This window comes from Pseudomonas sp. 30_B (assembly GCF_017491605.1).
Taxonomy (GTDB): domain Bacteria; phylum Pseudomonadota; class Gammaproteobacteria; order Pseudomonadales; family Pseudomonadaceae; genus Pseudomonas.
Genome location: NZ_JAFGYY010000007.1, coordinates 230,085 through 249,172 on the forward strand (window position 1 = coordinate 230,085; position 19,088 = coordinate 249,172).

Here is a 19,088-nt window from a genome sequence, read left to right on the forward strand (position 1 = left end):
CGAGCTGGATCAGTCGAGGTGGGCGACGGCGATCAGGTTGTGGAAGTGGGCGATGCCGTGCTCGCTGATGCCGGAGCGCTCCTTGTCCACCATGATCCGGCCCTGGCCGCGGTAGCCACGGGACTTCAGGCCCTTCTGCACGCTCTCGACCAGGCGCAGGTCTTCCGGACGGAAGACTTCGCGGTACCAGTCGATCAGCTTCTGCTGCTCTTCGGTGATGTCCTTGTTGAGGAAGTAGATGTCGTAGTGCTGCAGGGTGGTTTCGGCGTCGACCGGGAACTCGTAGATCACGGTCATGAAGTTGGCGCCCGGCGGCACGTTGAACATGGTGCACGGCCAGGCCCAGAAGCCGGCGAAGGACGGATCGGAAACGCCCTCGTCGACCTTGAACGACTGCTCGGAGGACTTGGCGATGCCGTACTGCAGCGACCAGTTGCCGTGCAGGGTGTGGGTGTACTGGCCGACGTCCACGGAGTCGGCGAAGCTCGGGTGGGCCGGGCCGCAGTGGTAGCACTCCATGTAGTTGTCGACGATGGACTTCCAGTTGGCCGGGGTGTTGCTGACGAAGCGGGCGGCCAGGTGCAGGTCGTCGATCACGCCGCACGCCTGGCGCATACGCGCTTCCAGGCCCGGCAGCTGCTCTTCGACGCTGCCGGCATCGAGGTCCATGTTGATGAAGATGAAGCCTGCGTACTCTTCGACCTTCACCGGCACCAGGCTGTAGTCGCCCTTGTCGAAGGCTTCCACCTGGTCGCAGTTGCGCACGTGGGTCAGTTCGCCATCGAGCTTGAAGGTCCAGGCGTGGTACGGGCAGGCGATGACGTTCTTGGCGATGCCGCCGGTGCCTTCCAGCAACTGGTGGCCACGGTGCGGGCAGACGTTGTAGAAGGCGCGCAGCACGTCGTCGCGGCCACGGACGACGATGATGCTCTCGCCGATCACTTCACGGACGATGTAGGCGTTCTTCTGCGCCACTTCGCTGCGGTGACCCATGCAGATCCAGCTGTGGGCGAAGATCTTTTCCTTCTCGTGCTCGAAGACGGCATCGCTGGTGTAGAACTTCGCCGGGATGGTGTAGGCGTGGTTCGGGTTGTTGCAGAAATCGGCGGGCAGGCGTTCGAAATCGGTCATCTTGCTATCTCCAGGCTTCATCGACTCGCGGCGAGGCGGTCGATTTACTTATTGGTTAACTGCAACCTATTGGTTAACAAAACAGGCAAAAAAAAGCCTGCGGGTGGCGCCGCCCATAGGCGGACGGCGCCACGCAGGAGTTACTGGGCCATTGCCTCGGCCAGCGGCTTGCGCACCGGCGCGGGCCCGATGCTTTCCGGCAGCGCCTCATCGGCCATGGCGGCGGCCTCTTCCTCGATGCGGTAGGCCGGCACCTTGGAATAGTCCTCCAGCATCCACTTGAGGAAGCCGTACACCTTCACCAGCAGGATCAGGGTGAACGGGATCGCGGTGAGCACCACGGCGGTCTTCATGGTCGACAGCGAGGCCTTGGCGAACAGCATGGCCAGCGGCACCAGGGTCAGGGTGACGGCCCAGAACAGACGGTGGGTCGGGGTCGGGTCGTCGCCCTCTTCCAGGTTGCGGGTGCTGGTGGCGGCCACGGCGTAGGCGGCGGCGTCCATGTGCGAGGCGCAGAACACGGCCATGATGAACAGGTACACGGCGAGGAACACCTTGCCCCACGGCAGGCCGATCAGCAGCGCTTCCACCGCGCTCTCGCCACCGTGCTCGGTGAGGATCTTCGGTACGTCGATGGCGCCGGTGATGAACTGGTGCATGCTGTAGCTTTCCAGCGCGCCGAAGAAGAACCAGCAGCCGAAGCTACCGCCCATCAGCAGGGCGAACACCACTTCCTTGATCTGCCGGCCACGGGATACGCGGGTCACGAACATCGCCACGCCCGGTGCGTAGGACACCCACCAGAGCCAGTAGAAGACGGTCCAGTTGCGGGTGAACGCGCCGTCGCCCGCCGGGTCGGTGAACAGGCTCATGTGCACGTAGTTCTGGATCATCAGGCCGATGCCATTGGCGGTGTTGTTGATGGTGAACTGGGTCGGGCCGACCAGCAGCACCACCGCGGCGAACACCAGGGCGCCGTAGCAGACGATCTTGCTCAGCTTCTGCAGACCGCCGTCGATGCCGATGTAGGAACTCAGGGAGAACAGCACGGCGATCATGCCGATCACCATGACCTGCACGGTGAAGGTGTCCGGGGTGCCGACCAGGCCGGACAGGCCGCGGGTCAGGGTCGAGGCAGTGAGCGCCAGGGACACGGTGAGCGCGCCCATCATGGTCAGCAGGAACACCAGGTCGACCAGGCGGCCGACGGGGCCGGTGGCCTTGAAGCCGGTGACGGCCTCGACGATGGAAGCCAGGTTCAGGCCGCTCTTCTTGCGCACGTGGAAGTGGTAGGCCATGGCCAGCGAGGCCAGGGCGTAGATCGACCAGGCGCTGATGCCCCAATGGAAGAAGGAATAGCTGACGCTGTATTCCAGGGCTTCACGGGATTGCGGAACGATGTTCAGGCCGGGCGACTGGTAGTAGTAGGCCCACTCCATCACGCCCCAGTAGAGGGTCGAGGAGCCCATGCCGGCGCAGATGAACATGAATACCCAGGTGGCGGTAGAGTATTCCGGCTTGCCGCTGCCCAGACGGATGTTTCCGTACTTGCTGAAGGCGATGTACAGCACCACCAGCGAACTGCCGAAGATCAGCAGTTGGACCGCGGTACCGAAGGAACGGGTGGAGAACTCGAACAGCTGATTGGCCGCGTGTTCCGCCTCCGCCGGGAAGGCAGCCAGGCCGATCACGGTGAGCAGGACGGCAACCAGGCTCATGGTGATCAGGAATACATCGACCTTTTTATTCTTGTGGGACATCAGGCGTCTCCTGGGACGATTTTTTTATGCTTCACATCCGTCGCAGGCAGGCGGGACATGAAGTGCAGCGCTAGGTCAGGTTGATGTTTCTCCTATCAATCAACCATTGGTTAACACAAATCTATTGGTTAACAGTGTGCGGTGGTTTGTCGCGTAACGCAAGAGCTGTCCATCGCCTCGCGGTGACACCACGCCCCGTCCAGGACGGGCGTCACCGCGAGCCGACCGGGCTTAGCCGGCGACGATTTCGGCAATCGCCTGGCCGACCGCCTGGGTCGACAGCTGACCGCCCATGTCGCGGGTGACCTGGCCGTTGGCGATGACCTGCTCGATGGCGCTGAGGATGTCGTCGTGGGCGGCGCGGTAGCGCGCGTCGTCCTGGCCGAGGAATTCCAGCATCAGCGCGCCGGACCAGATCATGGCGATCGGGTTGGCGATGTTCTTGCCGAAGATGTCCGGCGCCGAACCGTGGACCGGCTCGAACAGCGAGGGGAACTTGCGCTCGGGGTTGAGGTTGGCCGACGGCGCGATGCCGATGGTGCCGGCGCAGGCCGGGCCGAGGTCGGAGAGGATGTCGCCGAACAGGTTGGAAGCCACCACCACGTCGAAGCGCTCCGGCTGCAGCACGAAGCGTGCGCAGAGGATGTCGATGTGCTGCTTGTCCCAGCTGATCTCCGGGTAGTTGGCGGCCATCGCGGCGGTGCGCTCGTCCCAGTAGGGCATGCTCACGGCCATGCCGTTGGACTTGGTCGCCGAGGTGACGTGCTTGCGCTCGCGGGTCTGGGCTACGTCGAAGGCGTACTTGAGGATGCGGTCGACGCCACGACGGGTGAACACCGACTCCTGCAGCACGAACTCGTTCTCGGTGCCTTCGAACATGCGGCCGCCCAAGGACGAGTACTCGCCCTCGGTGTTCTCGCGGATCACCACGAAGTCGATGTCGCCGGGCTTCTTGTTGGCCAGCGGGCACGGCACGCCGGGGAACAGGCGCACCGGGCGGATATTCACGTACTGGTCGAACTCGCGGCGGAACTTCAGCAGCGAGCCCCACAGGGAGATGTGGTCGGGCACCTTGTCCGGCCAGCCGACGGCGCCGAAGTACAGGGCGTCGAACTGCTGCAGCTGCTCGAACCAGTCATCCGGCATCATCTTGCCGTGTTCGAGGTAGTAGTCGCAGCTGGCCCACTCGAAGTGTTCGATCTCCAGATTCAGGCCGTGCTTGCGCGCCGCCGCCTGAACCACGCGCAGGCCCTCGGGAAGGACTTCGTGGCCGATACCGTCACCGGGAATGGCAGCGATTCTGTATGTCTTGCTCATGAGGGCACCCTTGCAGATGGGATGGGGGAGTAGTGCCCCTCATGCTATAAGCCGCAAAATCAAACATAATCACCACTTCTGTGGATTCTTGAATCACGAATCGTGAACAATCTACCCAGCCTCGAAGACCTGCGGGTCTTCATCCAGGTCGCCCGCCGTTCCAGCTTCGCCAGCACCGCCGCCGAGCTGGGCATGTCCACCGCCTTCGTCAGCAAGCGCATCCGCCTGCTGGAGGAGGACCTGGGCGTGCGCCTGCTGCACCGCACCACTCGTCGGGTGTCGGTGAGCGAGGACGGCGAGCGTGTCTACCAGTGGGCGCTGCGCATCCTCGATGCGGTACAGCGCATGGGCGACGACGTCTCCGCCCTGCACCGCGAGCCCAGCGGCCAGCTGCGCATCGCCAGCAGCCTCGGGCTGGGCCGGCGCTTTGTCGCCCCTGCCCTGTCGGAACTGGCGGTGCGCCATCCGCAGCTGGATATCCGCCTGGATGTGCAGGACCACCTGGTGGACCTGATCGACGAAGGCTTCGACCTCGATGTGCGGGTGGGCAACGAGATCGACCCGCACCTGATCGCCAAGCCGCTGGCGCGCAACCGCCGGGTGCTCTGCGCCGCCCCCGCGTACTTGGAACGGCGCGGCACGCCGCGCACCCTGGCGGATCTGGCCGGGCACGACTGCCTGGTGATCAAGGAGCGCGACCACCCCTTCGGTATCTGGCACCTGCAGGGGCCCGGCGGCGAGGAGAACGTGAAGGTGACGGGGCCACTGTCGTCCAACCATGGCGAGGTGGTGCACCAGTGGTGCCTCGACGGACGCGGCATCCTGTTGCGCTCCTGGTGGGACGTGCACGACAGCCTGGCCGACGGGCGACTGGTACGGGTGCTGCCGGAGTACCAGCAGCCGGCGGATATCTGGGCGGTGTACACCGCGCCGCTGGCCAGCTCGGCCAAGGTACGGGTGGCGGTGGAGTTTCTCCGCCAGTACTTCGCCGAGCGCTACAGCTTGCCGGAGACGTAATGGTCGTGGATTCCGCCCTACGCCGCTGGAAACCCGTTGCGCAGAACCCTCTTTTCGTAGGAGCGAGCTTGCTCGCGAACCGCCTGACGCCAGAACTCGCCGGATAATCTGGTTCGCGAGCAAGCTCGCTCCTACCAAGAGCCATGCGGCGCTATAGCTGCGCCACGTGTCCACTGCCCTGATGCGCCCGCAGGTACGGCAGCACCGCACCGAGCAGCGGCTCCTTGAAATCTTCCTGGAAGCGATGCGCCATGCCGGGGATCAGCTTCAGCTCCGAACCCCGGATATGCGCCGCCACATGCACGCCGTGCATCACCGGCAGCAACGGATCGGCGGTGCCATGGACCACCAGGGTCGGCACGTCCAGCCGGTTGAGCAATTCCACCCGGCTCGGCTCGGCGAGGATCGCCAGCAACTGTCGCTGCACGCCCTCGGGATTGAAGGCGCGGTCGTAGGAGCGGGCCGCCTGTTCCAGCAGTTGCTGGCGATCGTCACGCACTTCGGGACTGCCGAGCGCGGCCAGCAGGTCGGCCTGCTGCTCGATGGCCTGCTCGCGGCTCGCCGCCTCGCGCCGGGCGAGCAGACGCAGCAGCGACTCGCTGGGCGCCGGCAGGCCCTCGGCGCCGGAGCTGGTCATCACCAGGGTCAGGCTGATCACCCGGTCCGGGGCAATATCGGCGACATGCTGGGCGATCATTCCGCCCATGCTCGCCCCCAGCACGTGGGCGCGCTGGATGTGCAGGGCATCGAGCAGGCGCAGCGAATCCCCCGCCATGTCGGTCAGGCTGTAGGGCGCGCTCACCGGCAGGCCCAGGCGGTAGCGGATCACTTCGTAGGTCAGGTTGCCGGTGGGCGTGGGAATGCGCCAGGCGGACAGGCCGACGTCGCGGTTGTCGTAGCGGATCACCCGGAAACCCTGCTGGCAGAGCGCCTCGACTACTTCGTCGGGCCAGTGGATCAGCTGGCCACCCAGGCCCATGATCAGCAGCAGCGCCGGGTCCTGCGGACGGCCGATGCTCTGGTAGGCCAGGCGCACGTCGCCGAGGTCGACCATCTCGGTCGGCACCCTGGCATCGCAACGATCGCCGGCAAAAGAAAGAGGGGGCAGTCCGCACAACAGGGCGACCGCCAGCAGCAAAGCACGCATCATGAAAATCCGGAACGCAAAACCCCAGTGGAGCGGGATTCTGATGAATTTCCGTCATTCGCTCTGCCACAGGACCGTGACAGTTTGATGAAAGGCGCTGAGCGGTCATGCGGCTGTCATCAACACGGGCATGACGCGGATCATGGGCGAGCCCTGGGCCACTGGCGAAGATAGCGCTCCCACTCTCCGGAATCCGCCGCCATGGCCTACCCGCTCCTGCTCACCCTGCACCTGCTGGCCGCGATCCTGTTCGTCGGCACGGTGTTCTTCGAAGTGCTGATCCTGGAGGGCGTCCGCCAGCACGTGCCGGCACGGGCCATGCGCGCAGTGGAAGCCGCCGTCGGGCGGCGTGCCCGGCGCCTGATGCCGTGGGCGATTCTCGTCCTGTTCGGCTGCGGCCTGGGCATGTTGTTCCTGCGCTACCTGCCGCTGCTGGCCGATCCGCTGGCATCCACCTTCGCCACCCTGCTCAGCCTCAAGCTGCTGCTGGCCGCCAGCGTGCTCGGGCATTTCGCCTTCGCCATGCACTCCTTCCGCACTGGCCGTATGACCGGCCAGCGCTCGCGGCGCATCCACTACAGCGTGTTCGTACATGTGCTGGCCATCGTGGTGCTGGCCAAGGGCATGTTCTACCTCTGACTCACTCCCTCAGGCACACGCGCGGCGCTCGATCCCGGCCAGCGCGGCGAGCACGTCCGGCGCGTCGGGCTGGTTGATCGCCCGCGCCAACAAGGCCACCTCGACGCACTTCTGCGCGGCGGCGGCCTGGGAACCGTCCGGCGCATCCTCCAAACCCTGCAACGACGAACAGGACGACGCCACCCACAGCCGCTCACCCAAGCGCTCATGGGCATGGCGCAGCACATCCAGCGCCGACTGGAGATCGTAGTCCCAGCCGTTGCCGCCACTCACCAGGCCCAGGGACAGCACCTTGTAGGACGGCAAGCGGTCGAGGACAGACTGGTACTGCCGCGGCGCGCTCACCAGGTCGACGTGCAGGCCGTCCAGCGGCAGGCTGGCGGCCAGGCCGAGGTTGTCCTCAAGGCCGCCGAAGTAGGTGGCGATCAGCTTCTTCAGCGGCTCGCGCTGGAGCAGGTTGTAGGCACGCTCGAAGGCGTTCTTCCAGGCCTGCGGCAGGTCGAGCACCAGGATCGGTTCGTCGATCTGCACCCATTCCACGCCCTGCGCCGCCAGACGCTGGAAAATCTGGCCATAGACCGGCAGCAGGCGCTCCAGCAGGTCGAGCTTGTCGAAGCCGGCATGTTCGCCCTTGAGCTTGCCCAGCCAGAGGTAGGTCAGCGGGCCGATCAGCACCGGCTTGACCGGGTGCCCGAGCGCCAGCGCCTCGTCCACCTCTTCGAACAGCTGCTCCCAGCTCAGCTCGAACTGCTGGTCGACGCTGAATTCCGGGACCAGGTAGTGGTGTTCAGTGTCGAACCACTGTGCAGCACTCCCCTCCTGAGCCATGGCGAACAGGGTCTGCAGCGTCGGCTTGCCGCCCTGTGCGGGAATCACGCCGAAGGTCAGCGAGTGAGTCAGCACCGCGTCCTGCCAGGCGAAATCCCCCACCGGCAGCAGCTCGATGCCGGCCTCCGTCTGTGCTTGCCAGTGCGCGGCGCGCAACTCGCGTCCCACGTTGCGCAGTCCGGCCTCGTCCAGCTCGCCGTCGCGGAAGGCTGCCAGCGCGGCCTTCAGTTCAGTTGCGCGACCGATGCGGGGGAAGCCGAGGGTGTGGGCCAATGCCATGGCGAAAATCTCCAAACCAATACGTCAGATGCAGGCATTGTCGACAGCCGGCCACCCATGAGACAAACTCAATTCATTCGCGTTGAAATCAAGTTTTCCTCATATTGAGGTCGAGGCCGGCATCATGCTTGAACTCCGTCACCTGAAAACCCTCCACGCCCTGCGCGAGGCCGACAGCCTCGTGGAGGCCGCCGAGCGCCTGCACCTCACCCAATCCGCCCTCTCCCACCAGTTCAAGGAACTGGAAGACCGCCTCGGCCTGTCGCTGTTCATCCGCAAGACCAAGCCAGTGCGCTTCACCAGCGCCGGCCTGCGCCTGCTGCAACTGGCCGACAGCGTGCTGCCGCAACTGCGCGGCGCCGAACGCGACCTGGCGCGCCTGGCCGGTGGCACCGCCGGCCGCCTGCACATGGCCATCGAATGCCACAGCTGCTTCCAGTGGCTGATGCCGACCATCGACCAGTTCCGCGATGCCTGGCCGGAGGTGGAGCTGGACCTCGCCTCGGGCTTCTCCTTCGCCCCACTGCCGGCGCTGGCCCGCGGCGACCTCGACCTGGTGGTGACTTCCGACCCGGTGGATCTCGCCGGCATTACCTATGTGCCGCTGTTCACCTACGAGGCACTGCTGGCGGTGGACAATCACCACGCGCTGGCCGGCAAGTCCTGTATCGTCCCGGACGACCTCGCCAGCCAGACGCTGATCACCTATCCGGTGGAGCGCGACCGCCTGGACATCTTCACCCGCTTCCTCGAACCCGCCGATGTCGAGCCCGCGCAGATTCGCACCTCGGAGCTGACGGTAATGATGATGCAGCTGGTGGCCTCCGGCCGCGGCGTGTGCTGCCTGCCGAACTGGGCGCTGCACGAATACAGCTCGCGCGGCTACGTCACCGCCAAGCGCCTGGGCGAGAAAGGGTTGTACTGCACGCTGTTCGCGGCGATCCGCGCTGACATGCTGGACGCGCCGTTCATGCGCGACTTCCTGCTGACCGCAAAGGACACCTCCTTCGCCACCCTGGAAGGCGTCAGCGCGGCGAAGGGCTGACACTGGAGTCTCACGCAAGACTTTTCATACTTCATTCGATGAATGAAGGGAGATTGAAGCGCCCCGAACAGCGAACGAAAAAAAGCCCATCCATGAAGGATGGGCTTCGGGACCTAACGGATGCACAGCTTGATAGTCGTTATGGTTGGTGTAGACGCCGCGAGATGGGGAACGACGCGGCGTTGGGGCAATCATTGATCAGCCCTGCCAACCGGAAAAGAAAGCTACAGGCAAAAAAGAAACTTCCCACGCCACCTGAGACCGTATTCGCAAAATACACGGCGGCCCTCCACAACTCCTCACCTGCGGCTACCCCCTGCTCTCCGGCGTCACGGCGACTTCGCCTCGGCCGCCCGTGCATGTTCCGCCGCCCACTGCACGTCGCGCTCCCAGACCCGGGTGAAAGCCGGGCGCGAGGTGACCAACTCCACGTAGCGCTCGAACACCGGCAGCTTCGGCACCACACCGAAGCCGATGGTCCAGCGCAGGGCCGCGCCCCACAGCACGTCGGCAGCCGTCATGCGGCTGCCGAGCAGGTAGGGACCGTTTTCCAGCTGTTCGGCGATGGCGCGCATCACACTGTCGTAGTCGCCGTATGGGCTCATGGCCGACGGCGCCGGGTCGCGCTTGAGGGCCCGGTCGACGATGGCCGGCTCGAAGCTGGAGCCGTAGAACACCAGCCAGCGCAGGTAGGGGCCGCGCAGCGGGTCATCCAGGGCGGGCGCCAGCCCCGCGCGGGGGAAGAGGTCGGCCAGGTAGAGGAAGATGGCGCCCTGCTCGGTGACCAGCGCCTCGCCGTGGCGAATCGCCGGGACCTTGCCCAACGGGTTGATCGCCAGGTAGGCCGGCTGGCGTTGCTCGCCGGCCTTCATGTTGATCAGCTCGAGATCGTACTCGGCGCCCAGCTCCTCCAGCAGCACCAGGGTGCCGCTGGAACGTGTCTGGGGCGAGTGATACAGGGTGATGCGGGACATGGCGGGTTCTCCTGTGGCACGCCACTGCATGGAGCCCCCAGCATAGCCCCCTCAGGCCGTCACGCCTCGTCGAAGCTCATTTCCGGCGGTTGCTCGCGGAAGCCGGCGGTGATCACGGCGAGGTAGATCACGCCCAGCACCAGCCAGGTGGCGCCGAGCCAGATCGCCAGGTGGTCGAGGCTGACCATCAGCCACAGATCGGCGATGAGCCCGATCAGCGGGAACAGCAGGAACAGCACCAGCTCGCGCGGACCGCGGCGCTCGGCGTTCAGGTAGTAGTGGAAGATCACCGAGAGATTCACCAGGCTGAAGGCCAGGAAGGCGCCGAAGTTGATGAACGAGGTGGAGGTAGTGACATCCATGCGCAGCGCCAGCAGGGCCACCACGCCGCACAGCACGATGCTGTTCACTGGCGTCTCGAAGCGCTTGCTGATGCGACCGAAGAACGGACGCGGCAGCACGCCGTCGCGGCCCATCGCGAACAACAGGCGCGAGGCACTGGCCTGGGCCGACAGCCCGGAGGTGAACTGGCCGACGATCAGGCCGATGAGGAAGAAGCTGACGAACAGATCGCCGCCGATGTTGCGGGCAATTTCGTAGGCGGCGGAATCGGCGTTCTGGAATTCCACGGACGGGTGTGCAAGCTGTACGAAATAGCTGGCGGCGATGAAGATGCCACCACCGATCAGGGTGATCAGCAGGATCGCTCGCGGAATGGTCTTGCGCGGCTCGTGGGTTTCTTCGGTCAGGGTGCTGACGGCGTCGAAGCCCAGGAATGAATAGCAGGCGATGGCCGCGCCGCCCATGATCAGCGGCAGTTGGGTGCCTTCCTTGAGGAAGGGTTCCAGGGTCCACAGCGGACGGCTGGCGTCGCCCAGCACATAGTGGATCGCCAGGCCGACGAAGGCCAGCAGGACGAGGAACTGCACCAGCATCAGCACGCCGTTGATGTTCTTCGCCAGGCGCAGGCCGACCACGTTGATCGCGGTGGTGACGCCGATGAACGCCAGTACCCACAGGGCCTGCGGCACGGCGGGGAACGCGGAATGCAGGTAGGCCGCGCCGATCAGCCAGATGGCCATGGGCAGGAACAGGTAATCCAGCAGCACCGCCCAGCCGGCGAGGAAGCCCAGCTTCGGGCTGATCGACTTGCGTACGTAGGTGTAGGCGGAACCGGCCACCGGGAAGGCGGCGGCCATGCGCCCGTAGCTGAGCGCGGTGAAGAGCATGGCTACGGAGGCGACAAGGTAGGCTGACGGCACTACGCCACGGGTGACGTCGGCAAGGATGCCGAAGGTACCGAGGACGATGATCGGGGTCATGTAGGCGATGCCGAACAGCACCACCGAACCCAGCGACAGGGTTCGTTTCAGTTGAGCCATTACTGCTTACTCCACATTGTGTTTGTTATGGGCAGTGCAAATGTCTGGCTTGCGCTCACCCGCAAGCCGCGCGGGCGCTCGGGGCGCACGTCGGTGTTGGAGAATCGCTGTGGCGGCGCGGCCCTGCGCCCCGGCCCGAACAGAGTCGGGCCGGAAGGAAACGTCAGGCCGGAATGATCAGCTCGCGCAGGCCGTCTGCGTGCTCGCGCATTTCGCCCGGCAGCACGAAGCGGCGCTCGGCCAGGTAGCTGTAGTCGCGGCGCGCCTGCGCCAGGCGCTCGAAGTCCAGTTCGACGATCTGCCGGCACTCTTCGCGGCCAGCCTCGCAGAGCAGCTGCCCGAAGGGATCGACCACGGCGCTGCCGCCGGCGAACACCAGGCCGTCGTCGCCCTCGCCAACACGGTTGACCATCACCGCGTAGGCCTGGTTTTCCATGGCGCGGCCCATGATCGCGGTGCGGTGGGTCGGGCCATAGGGGTCCATGTTGCCGTTGGTCACGATGACCAGTTCGGCGCCGAGCTGGCCGAGGGCGCGGACGGACTCCGGGAACTCGATGTCGAAGCAGATCACGATGCCCACGCGCACGCCGTTCCACAGGCAGGTGGCGTAGCGGTCGCCGGGGGTGAAGACGCCGCGGTCCGACGCCCACAGGTGCGTCTTGCGGTACTGCAGGGCGATGCCTTCGGGGGTGATCAGCAGCGTGGTGTTGTAGAAGCGACCGTCGGCGGCGGCCTCGGCGAAGCCCACGGCAACGCTGATGTTCTTCTCCCGCGCGGCGCGCTGCACGGCCTGTACGCTGGGGCCGTCGACCGGTTCGGCGATGGCGGCGATGTTCTGCTCGGTGGGGAAGCCGGTCAGCTGGGTCTCGGGGAACACCACAAGCTGGGTGTCCGCTGCGCAGGCGTGGATGGCCTCCAGGGTACGGGCCAGGTTCCAGGCCACATCGCCATCACGGCCGGCCAGTTGCACAAGTTCGACTTTCATGGGCTTCCTCTGATTCTTGTCTTCCAGTGACCGCACGCTGCAAAAGGATCAAACTGCACGCCGCGCCGGCTCAGGCTACGGACCGAGTATGCCGGTGGCGCCCTCACCGGGTAATTACGCCCGCGTGGTAACCCAACGGGGGTAGAGTCATGGGCCTTTCCCTTCAGGACATCGCCTGGCACCGCTCGGTCGGGCAACTGATCGAGGCATTGGACAAGCCGAACTTCTGGACCTTGCTGGTACGCCTGCTGGGCCAGTATGTGCCCTTCGACAGCTGGGTCGTGCTGCTTTTCAGCGATGGCAGGCCGCAGGTGTTCGCCGAATGCCCGGGCGAGGACGGCGGCCCCGACCCGCTGTTCCAGGACTACCTCAAGGGCCTCTACCTGCTCGACCCCTTCTACATCGCCAGCCGCGAAGCGCCGGGCGGCGGGCTGTTCCGCCTGGACGACGTGGCGCCGGAGATGTTCGAGCAGACCGACTACTACCAGCGCTACTTCCGCCTCAACGTGGTGGCCGACGAGGTGCAGATCAACGTGCAGCTCGACGGCGAACGTACCCTGTGCTGCTCGGTGGGCAGCAAGGGCCGTTTCACCCCCGAGCAGATCGCCCTGCTGGGGCTGGTGCAGCCCTGGGTGGCAGGGCTGATGCGCCAGCGCATGACCTTCGAATGCGAAATCCAGGAAGCGCCCCCGCCGCCGCGCTGGCAGAACCGCCTGGAAGCCACTGCCCAGCAGGTGGAAACCCCGCTCACCGCCCGCGAGCTGGAAGTCGGCCGGCTGATGCTCAGCGGCTGCTCCAGCAAGGAAATCGCCCGCAAGCTGGCGATCTCCGCCGAGACGGTGAAGGTCCACCGCAAGCACATGTATGCGAAGCTGGGGATCAAGTCGCAGTCGGAGTTGTTCTCGTTGTTTCTGCAGGCGCAGGGGTGAGGCCGGCAACGCGCCCGTAGGATGGCGTGGAGCGCAGCGATACCCATCGCGGCGGATAACGCTGCGCGTTATTCGCCCTACGGGTGTTCCTCCTGCAACGTGGGTGCATGTGGTTAGCCTTCGCGGACAAGGTCCGCTCCTACGAGAACCAGCACAGCGTTCTGGCTTTGGCTGTTGTCCTTGCTCTTAATGTCTTCCAGAACAATATCCGCACGCACCGGAGCGCCCCTTCAGGAGGCCGAGTGGAATCGGAGTTTCAGGGGTTGAGCGGCATGGATGCCGCGAGAGCGTCGTCGGGCCATGGATGGCCCGTCGACGCGGGCCCCTGAAACTCCGATGGAGCGAGGGCACCCCGGCGAAGCCGGGGCCGGATGCAGGGGCAAGCCTTTTGGTTACTTTTCGGCGTTTGGAAAAGTAACTCGCCCGAGGGGGCGAAACAATATCTCCCAACACACGCCGAAGCGGCGCAGAAACACCCAACCCCAGCAACAGCTGCTTCTGCTCCCGTAGGAGCGGAGCTTCTCCGCGATCACTGCGATAGCGGTGCAATCCCCGACCACCGACCTGCCGGCCGGATCGCGGACAAGGTCCGCTCCTACGCGAGCCGAGCCTCAACCAGCACCGTAGGAGCGGGCCATGCCCGCGATTGGCGCCCACAGGGCGCTCCCGCACAAAGTCCCCACCAGCCGTCGAGCGGCCGGTGAGCATCCGCGCCAATGCGGGTCCATGCTTGAGGACAGGAGGAATTCCCCATGAGCCTCAGCGTTTTCGACATGTTCAAGCCCGGCGTCGGGCCGTCCAGCTCCCACACCGTGGGGCCGATGCGCGCCACCCGCGAGTTCGTCGACCGCCTGCGGGCGGAGGGCCTGCTGGAACAGGTGACAGCGATCGAGGTGCACCTCTACGGCTCCCTCAGCGCCACCGGCAAGGGTCACGCCACCGACCGCGCCTGCCTGATCGGACTGCTCGGCATCGACCCGGCGGAAGCCGACCCGGCCGCGCTGGCGCCACAGGTGGACGACATCCTGCTGCGCCATCGCCTGCGCCTGGGCGGCGTGCGGGAAATCGACTTCGACCCGGCGCAGCAACTGGTCTTCCACGACGACAGCCTGCCCGCCCACCCCAACGGCCTGCACCTGCGGGCGCTGGCAGGCAATGGCGAGCTGCTGGCCGAGCGCATCTGCTATTCCGTGGGCGGTGGTTTCGTGGTCGACCAGGCCGACTTCAACACCGACCGTGCCCTGCCCGACAGCCCCATGCCCTACCCCTTCCACAGCGCCGAGGAATTGCTGCGCCTGTGCCACCAGCAGGGATTCAAACGCATCAGCGACCTGATGTGGGCCAATGAGCTCGCCGTGCGCAGCGAGGCGGAAATCCACGCCGGCCTTGCGCATATCTGGGAGGAAATGCAGGCCTGCGTACGCCGTGGCCTGGAAACCGAAGGCACCCTGCCCGGCGGACTCAAGGTGCGCCGCCGCGCGCCCATGCTCTACCGCCGGCTGAACGAAGCCGACAGCGGCAACCTGATCGCCAGCACCCTGGGCGCCATGGACTGGGTGGACCTCTGGGCGCTGGCGGTGAACGAGGAGAACGCCGCCGGCGGGCGGGTGGTGACCGCCCCCACCAACGGCGCCGCCGGCATCGTTCCGGCGGTGCTGCACTACTACGCCCGCTACGACACCCAGGCCAACGCGGACGCCATCGAACGCTACCTGCTCACCGCCGCCGCCATCGGCATCCTGTGCAAGCTCAACGCCTCGATCTCCGGCGCCGAAGTGGGCTGCCAGGGCGAAGTGGGCTCGGCCTGCGCCATGGCCGCCGGCGGCCTGGCGGAAGTCCTCGGCGGCAGCCTGGAACAGGTGGAGAACGCCGCCGAGATCGGCCTGGAGCACAACCTCGGGCTGACCTGCGACCCGGTGGCCGGGCTGGTGCAGGTGCCCTGCATCGAACGCAATGCCATGGCCTCGCTCAAGGCCATCAACGCCGCCCAGCTGGCCCTGCGCGGCGATGGCCAGCATCTGGTCAGCCTGGACAAGGCCATCGACACCCTGCGCGATACCGGGCGCGACATGATGGACAAGTACAAGGAGACCTCGAAGGGCGGGCTGGCGGTGAATGTGATTGCCTGTTGAGTGGTGCCACTGCGGCAGGCGTAGGAGCGAGCTATGCGCGCGATCGCGGGCATGGCCCGCTCCTACAAGGAACCGCTCGGCCATTTCTTGCACCGCCCGAGACAAACCTTCTCACCCCCGGAGAAAATCGTTAGCTAGCTTTCTTTTTTCCCCTCTTCGAGCTAACGTCGCATCCGCAGAACAATCGAAAACCTTCCAAAGGCCCGCCACGTAGACTGTCGCGCAGGCGCGTTCGCGCAATGCCTGCCATGCTCTTCTGCGGTCCTTTCGACCCCCTCCCCCGTGATATCCCCGACGACTGGAGACTCCATGAACCTGTCGCTCCTGAGCCGTTATGCCTTCTTCGCCGCCTGTGTCCTGTTCACCCTGATCAGCCTGCCGTTCCTTGGCGACGTCTGGCCGCTGACCCTGCTGACCTTCGCCCTCAGCGTGCTGGGCGTGATCGACCTGTGCCAGCACCGCCACGCGGTGCGGCGTAACTACCCGATCCTCGGCAACATCCGCTACCTGGTCGAAGCCATCCGCCCGGAAATCCGCCAGTACCTGCTCGAAGGCGACCAGGAGGCACTGCCCTTCTCCCGCGCCCAGCGCGCCCTGGTGTACTCGCGGGCGAAGAACGAGACCGCCGACAAGCCATTCGGCACCCTGATCGACGTCTACCAGTCGGGCTTCGAATTCATTGCCCACTCCATCCGCCCGGCGCCGGTCTCCGATCCGCGCACCTTCCGCGTCGACGTCGGCGGGCCGGAGTGCAAGCAGCCCTACTCCATCTCGGTGTTCAACATCTCGGCGATGAGCTTCGGCTCCCTCAGCGCCAACGCCATCCGCGCGCTGAACAAGGGCGCCAAGATGGGCGGCTTCATCCATGACACCGGCGAGGGCAGCATCAGCCCCTACCACCGCGAATACGGCGGCGACCTGACCTGGGAACTGGGCAGCGGCTACTTCGGCTGCCGCAACGACGACGGCACCTTCAGCCCCGAGCGCTTCGCCAAACAGGCGGTCGACCCGCAGGTGAAGATGATCGAGATCAAGCTCAGCCAGGGCGCCAAGCCCGGCCACGGCGGCATCCTGCCCAAGCACAAGGTGACCCAGGAAATCGCCTCCACCCGTGGCGTGCCCATGGGCCAGGACTGCATCTCGCCCTCTTCCCACAGCGCCTTCAGCACCCCCAAGGAACTGCTCGACTTCATCGTCAGGCTGCGTGAACTCTCCGGCGGCAAGCCGGTGGGCTTCAAGCTGTGCATCGGCCACCCGTGGGAGTTCATGGGCATCGCCAAGGCCATGCACGAGACCGGCATCCTCCCCGACTTCATCGTGGTCGACGGCAAGGAAGGCGGCACCGGCGCGGCGCCCCTGGAATTCACCGACCACATGGGCCTGCCGATGCGCGAAGGCCTGCTGTTCGTGCACAACACCCTGGTCGGCCTGGGCCTGCGCGACAAGATCCGCATCGGCGCCAGCGGCAAGATCGTCAGCGCCTTCGACATCGCCAGTGTGCTGGCCATGGGCGCCGACTGGGCCAACTCGGCACGCGGCTTCATGTTCGCCATCGGCTGCATCCAGTCGCAGAGCTGCCATACCAACAAATGCCCGACCGGCGTGGCCACCCAGGACCCGCTGCGCCAGCGCGCGCTGGTGGTGCCGGACAAGGCCGAGCGGGTGTTCAACTTCCATCACAACACCCTCAAGGGTCTGGCCGAAATGATCGCCGCCGCCGGCATCCAGCATCCCTCGCAACTGGAAGCCAAGCACCTGGTGCGCCGCGTCTCGGCCACCGAGATCCGCCTGTTCTCGCACCTGCACTACTTCCTCAAGCCCGGCGAGCTGCTCTCGGGTGACATCGAGGGTGAGTTCTACGAGCGCATCTGGCGCATGGCGCGCAGCGACAGCTTCGAAGCGGCGGCCGGCTGATCCTCCCCTGATCGTGCGGCCATCGGATCGATGGCTGCACGAATCTTCCAGACAGCCTCCCCTCGCGCGTTATGCTGGCCAACCGGGCAAGCGAGGCGAGAACGGCCCATGCACAAGGACAACTGGATCGACCTGCTGCAGGATGCCGACACCGGCATCCAGAGCCTGCGCGCGCACTTCAAGGGTCACGCCTATGACCCGCACTGGCACGACAGCTACCTGATCGGCTTCACCGAATCCGGCGTGCAGCAGTTCCGCTGCCGGGGTGAACGGCACATCAGCACCGCCGGCAAGGTGTTCTTCCTCGAACCCGGCGACATCCACGACGGCGACGCGCCCACCGAAGGCGGCTTCACCTACCGCATGCTCTACCTCGACGCTCCCTGGCTGGAGCGGGAAATCGGCAACCTGTTCGAACAGGCCCCGGCCAACTGCCAGCTCGGCGTCCCTGAACTGCTGTTCGACGACCCGCAGCTGGTGCCACGAATCGATAACGCCTTCCAGGCGGTGCACGGCAACGACCTGAAGATCGTCCGCCAGGCCGCCATCGACGACCTGCTCGACGGCCTCACCCGCCGCCTGCAATGGCGCCAGCGCAGCGTGGCGCAACCGCACCTGCCGCTGGTGGCGCAGCGGGCGCGGGACTACCTGCACGCCAACCTGATGCAGGATATCGGCCTGGATGACCTCGCCCGTGCCTGCGGCTGCGACCGTTTCCGCCTGACCCGCGCCTTCAAGCAGGCCTTCGGCCTGCCGCCGCACGCCTACCTGATCCAGTTGCGCCTGGCCCGCGCGCGCCAGCTGCTCGGCCGTGGCCTCGCACCGGCGGAGGTGGCCGCGGACCTCGGCTTTGCCGACCAGAGCCACCTCGGCCGCTGGTTCCGCCGCGCCTACGGGGTGACGCCGGCCTACTACCGCAAACGCTGCTCAAAGCTTCCAGACTGAGCCGCAAGCGCTGGCGAAGATAAGGCTCCCACTGATTCAGCGGAGCCCTCGCCATGACCCTCGCGCAGACCAGCCAATGGCTGCCCTTCCTGCTTTTCGCCTTCGTCTCCGCCATCACCCCCGGCCCGACCAACCTGCTGGTGTTCAGCAACAGCGCCCGCTTCGGCTGGGGCGCGGCGCTGCCGATCATCCTCGGCGGCTGCGGCGCGGCGGCCGCGCTGGTGCTGGCGGTGGGCAGCGGCCTGGGCGAGGCGCTGGCGCGCCTGCCCGGTGTGCAACAGGCCATGAGCGCGGTCGGGGTGCTGTGGCTGAGCTGGCTGGCCTGGCAGATCTTCCGCAGTCCGCCGGCCAGCCTGGAACGGGATAGCGACGTGGCGCGGCTGGGCCTGGTCGGCGCCGCCGCGCTGCAACTGGTGAACCCCAAGACCTGGATGATGGCCCTGGCCGTGGTCAGCGTGTACGCCGGCCACGGTGCCGACCGCCTGGACCGGGTGCAGTTGCTGTCGCTGCTGTTCTTCCTGGTGTCGATCCCCTGCATGAGCGTCTGGGCCAGCCTCGGCATCGGCAGCCAGCGCCTGCTCTCCCCCCGGCAGTTGCAGCGGCTGAACCAGCTGATGGCGATCCTGCTGCTGATCTCGGCCTGGGCCGGCGCGCTGCTCTGAGT

The 19,088-nt window shown here is 65.9% G+C and carries 15 protein-coding genes and 1 pseudogene; 8 read left to right on the forward strand and 8 right to left on the reverse strand.

Annotated elements, in window-relative coordinates; translation table 11 throughout:
* Window positions 1–9: 9 nt before the first annotated feature.
* The 3 genes from J5M67_RS10420 to J5M67_RS10430 all read right to left on the reverse strand — a co-directional run bounded on the left by J5M67_RS10420 (window position 10) and on the right by J5M67_RS10430 (window position 4,208).
* Window positions 10–1,131: an aromatic ring-hydroxylating dioxygenase subunit alpha gene (locus J5M67_RS10420; RefSeq protein WP_207885225.1), complete on the reverse strand. Its 1,122-nt coding sequence runs from the start codon at window positions 1,129–1,131 to the stop codon at window positions 10–12.
* Window positions 1,132–1,271: 140 nt separating this feature from the next.
* A complete protein-coding gene (locus J5M67_RS10425; protein WP_207885226.1) occupies window positions 1,272–2,891 on the reverse strand; it encodes a BCCT family transporter in 1,620 nt (539 codons plus the stop codon).
* A 231-nt stretch (window positions 2,892–3,122) separates the two neighbouring features.
* Window positions 3,123–4,208: a tartrate dehydrogenase gene (locus tag J5M67_RS10430; protein WP_207885227.1), complete on the reverse strand. Its 1,086-nt coding sequence runs from the start codon at window positions 4,206–4,208 to the stop codon at window positions 3,123–3,125.
* Between the two features lie 102 nt (window positions 4,209–4,310).
* Between J5M67_RS10430 and J5M67_RS10435 the strand changes: the two genes are divergently transcribed.
* Window positions 4,311–5,225: a LysR substrate-binding domain-containing protein gene (locus J5M67_RS10435; protein ID WP_207885228.1), complete on the forward strand. Its 915-nt coding sequence runs from the start codon at window positions 4,311–4,313 to the stop codon at window positions 5,223–5,225.
* A gap of 151 nt (window positions 5,226–5,376) precedes the next feature.
* Here J5M67_RS10435 and J5M67_RS10440 read toward each other — a convergent pair whose 3' ends face one another.
* Window positions 5,377–6,372 carry an alpha/beta fold hydrolase gene (locus J5M67_RS10440; protein ID WP_207885229.1) on the reverse strand — a complete coding sequence of 332 codons (996 nt, stop codon included), beginning with the start codon at window positions 6,370–6,372 and terminating at the stop codon, window positions 5,377–5,379.
* Window positions 6,373–6,573: 201 nt separating this feature from the next.
* Here J5M67_RS10440 and J5M67_RS10445 point away from each other — a divergent pair, with 201 nt between their 5' ends.
* Window positions 6,574–7,011, forward strand: a complete 438-nt coding sequence (locus tag J5M67_RS10445) for a CopD family copper resistance protein (RefSeq protein WP_207885230.1) — start codon at window positions 6,574–6,576, stop codon at window positions 7,009–7,011.
* A gap of 39 nt (window positions 7,012–7,050) precedes the next feature.
* On the opposite strand, the pseudogene J5M67_RS10450 reads toward J5M67_RS10445, so the two are convergent.
* Window positions 7,051–8,118, reverse strand: a pseudogene (locus tag J5M67_RS10450) (5-methyltetrahydropteroyltriglutamate--homocysteine S-methyltransferase); the annotation flags it as partial.
* A gap of 124 nt (window positions 8,119–8,242) precedes the next feature.
* On the opposite strand from J5M67_RS10450, the gene metR reads away from it, so the two are divergent.
* Entirely contained in the window at window positions 8,243–9,163 is a 921-nt protein-coding gene (gene metR / locus J5M67_RS10455) for a transcriptional regulator MetR (RefSeq protein WP_207885231.1), read from the forward strand.
* Between the two features lie 329 nt (window positions 9,164–9,492).
* Here the strand turns inward: metR and J5M67_RS10460 are convergent, their stop codons facing one another.
* The 3 genes from J5M67_RS10460 to J5M67_RS10470 form a co-directional block, all read right to left on the reverse strand.
* Entirely contained in the window at window positions 9,493–10,137 is a 645-nt protein-coding gene (locus J5M67_RS10460) for a glutathione S-transferase family protein (RefSeq protein ID WP_207885232.1), read from the reverse strand.
* A 59-nt stretch (window positions 10,138–10,196) separates the two neighbouring features.
* A complete protein-coding gene (locus tag J5M67_RS10465) occupies window positions 10,197–11,519 on the reverse strand; it encodes an APC family permease (RefSeq protein ID WP_207885233.1) in 1,323 nt (440 codons plus the stop codon).
* Between the two features lie 163 nt (window positions 11,520–11,682).
* A complete protein-coding gene (locus tag J5M67_RS10470; RefSeq protein ID WP_207885234.1) occupies window positions 11,683–12,504 on the reverse strand; it encodes a carbon-nitrogen hydrolase family protein in 822 nt (273 codons plus the stop codon).
* Between the two features lie 149 nt (window positions 12,505–12,653).
* On the opposite strand from J5M67_RS10470, the gene J5M67_RS10475 reads away from it, so the two are divergent.
* The 5 genes from J5M67_RS10475 to J5M67_RS10495 all read left to right on the forward strand — a co-directional run bounded on the left by J5M67_RS10475 (window position 12,654) and on the right by J5M67_RS10495 (window position 19,086).
* Complete coding sequence (locus tag J5M67_RS10475) at window positions 12,654–13,433, forward strand: helix-turn-helix transcriptional regulator (RefSeq protein WP_207885235.1); 780 nt, start codon at window positions 12,654–12,656, stop codon at window positions 13,431–13,433.
* A gap of 752 nt (window positions 13,434–14,185) precedes the next feature.
* A complete protein-coding gene (locus J5M67_RS10480) occupies window positions 14,186–15,565 on the forward strand; it encodes an L-serine ammonia-lyase (RefSeq protein WP_207885236.1) in 1,380 nt (459 codons plus the stop codon).
* A 309-nt stretch (window positions 15,566–15,874) separates the two neighbouring features.
* Entirely contained in the window at window positions 15,875–17,479 is a 1,605-nt protein-coding gene (locus J5M67_RS10485) for an FMN-binding glutamate synthase family protein (protein ID WP_207885237.1), read from the forward strand.
* Window positions 17,480–17,587: 108 nt separating this feature from the next.
* Window positions 17,588–18,424, forward strand: coding sequence for an AraC family transcriptional regulator (locus J5M67_RS10490; protein WP_207885238.1), 837 nt, complete (start codon window positions 17,588–17,590; stop codon window positions 18,422–18,424).
* A gap of 53 nt (window positions 18,425–18,477) precedes the next feature.
* Window positions 18,478–19,086: a LysE family translocator gene (locus tag J5M67_RS10495; RefSeq protein WP_207885239.1), complete on the forward strand. Its 609-nt coding sequence runs from the start codon at window positions 18,478–18,480 to the stop codon at window positions 19,084–19,086.
* Window positions 19,087–19,088 lie beyond the last annotated feature (2 nt).